Origin of the sequence: Xanthomonas sp. SHU 199 (assembly GCF_000364665.1) — a bacterium.
Taxonomy (GTDB): domain Bacteria; phylum Pseudomonadota; class Gammaproteobacteria; order Xanthomonadales; family Xanthomonadaceae; genus Xanthomonas_A; species Xanthomonas_A sontii.
In genome coordinates this window covers 1-1,599 of record NZ_AQOI01000858.1, presented here as the reverse complement: position 1 = coordinate 1,599, position 1,599 = coordinate 1, and the positions used below count along the sequence as shown (strand labels likewise).

The window sequence follows — 1,599 nt, the reverse complement described above, 5'->3', positions numbered from 1 at the left end:
CGACTGGTGCGGCTACTGCCGCCGGCAACAGGCCGATTTCGCCCGCGCCCAGGTCCGCTACACGGTCCTGGACGTGGAGCAGGAGGCCGGCCGCCAGGCCGCCGCCGCGCTGGGCCTGGAAGGCGTGCCGATCACCGTGATCGGCCAGCACGTGGTCGAAGGCTACGACACCACCGCCCTGGACCTGCACCTGCAGCCGCTGGGCTATCGCGTCTACTGATCCACCCCACCCACTTTCTTAGCAGAGGAATCCCCCATGAAAGCACCCGTTCGTGTTGCCGTGACCGGCGCCGCCGGCCAGATCGGTTATGCCCTGCTGTTCCGCATCGCCTCCGGCGAAATGTTGGGCAAGGACCAGCCGGTGATCCTGCAGTTGCTGGAACTGCCGATGGAGAAGGCCCAGGCCGCGCTGAAGGGCGTGATGATGGAGCTGGAAGACTGCGCGTTCCCGCTGCTGGCCGGCATGGTCGGCACCGACGACGCCGAAGTCGCGTTCAAGGACGCCGACATCGCCCTGCTGGTCGGCGCGCGTCCGCGCGGCCCGGGCATGGAGCGCAAGGACCTGCTGCTGGAGAACGCCAAGATCTTCACCGCGCAGGGCGCGGCGCTGAACAAGGTGGCCAAGCGCGACGTCAAGGTGCTGGTGGTCGGCAACCCGGCCAACACCAACGCCTACATCGCCATGAAGTCGGCGCCGGACCTGAACCCGAAGAACTTCACCGCGATGCTGCGCCTGGACCACAACCGCGCGCTGAGCCAGCTCTCGCTCAAGCTCGGCAAGCCGGTCGGCGGCATCGAGAAGCTGGTGGTGTGGGGCAACCACAGCCCGACCATGTACCCGGACTACCGTTTCGCCACCGCCGACGGCGCCTCCATCGCCGATGCGATCAACGATCAGGAATGGAATGCCGGCACCTTCATCCCGACCGTGGGCAAGCGCGGCGCGGCGATCATCGAAGCGCGCGGCCTGTCCTCGGCCGCCTCGGCCGCCAACGCCGCCATCGACCACGTGCGCGACTGGGTGCTGGGCAGCAACGGCAAGTGGGTGACGATGGGCGTGCCGTCCGATGGCTCCTACGGCATTCCCGAAGGCGTGATCTTCGGGTTCCCGGTCACCACCGAGAACGGCGCCTACACCATCGTCAAGGATCTGCCGATCGACGACTTCAGCCAGAAGTACGTCGACAAGACCCTGGCCGAGCTGGAAGAAGAGCGCAGCGGCGTGGCCCACCTGCTGGGCTGATCGCCAACGCGATCGCGTCGTCACGGAACGCCGGGCACCGCCCGGCGTTTCGCGTTGTGGGAGTCCGACATGATGAATCTGATCCACTGGCGGCTGTACGTCGCTGTGGTCGAGTGCGGCAGCATCAGCGCCGCTGCCGCGCGCTGCGGCATCACCCAGTCCGGCGCCAGCCAGGCCATCGCGCAGATGGAGCAAGTGCTGGGCGCAGCGCTGCTGCTGCGCGAGCGCGGGCGGGTCCGGCCGACCCCGTTCGGCGTGCGGGCGCTGGCGCATGCACGGGCGATGCTGGCCGAGCTGGGGCAGATCCAGGCCCTGGCCAGGGCGCAGCGTGCAGCGGGTGCGGCCTCGCTGCGGGT

Annotated in this window: 3 protein-coding genes; all 3 read left to right on the top strand. The window is 68.6% G+C overall.

Annotated elements, in window-relative coordinates; genetic code table 11:
• Positions 1–220 (top strand): hypothetical protein (locus tag D183_RS25840; protein WP_017911131.1); only part of this gene is annotated, 220 nt, incomplete at its 5' end.
• A gap of 36 nt (positions 221–256) precedes the next feature.
• Positions 257–1,243 (top strand): malate dehydrogenase, encoded by a 987-nt coding sequence (locus D183_RS0123355; RefSeq protein WP_026144781.1) that lies wholly within the window; start codon positions 257–259, stop codon positions 1,241–1,243.
• A gap of 72 nt (positions 1,244–1,315) precedes the next feature.
• The coding region (locus tag D183_RS0123350; RefSeq protein ID WP_232757344.1) for a LysR family transcriptional regulator at positions 1,316–1,599 on the top strand (284 nt) is incomplete at its 3' end.

Coding starts and splice junctions, on each gene's coding strand:
- D183_RS0123355 (WP_026144781.1), top strand. CDS start 257: ATGAAAGCACCCGTTCGTGTTGCCGTGACCGGCGCCGCCGGCCAGATC.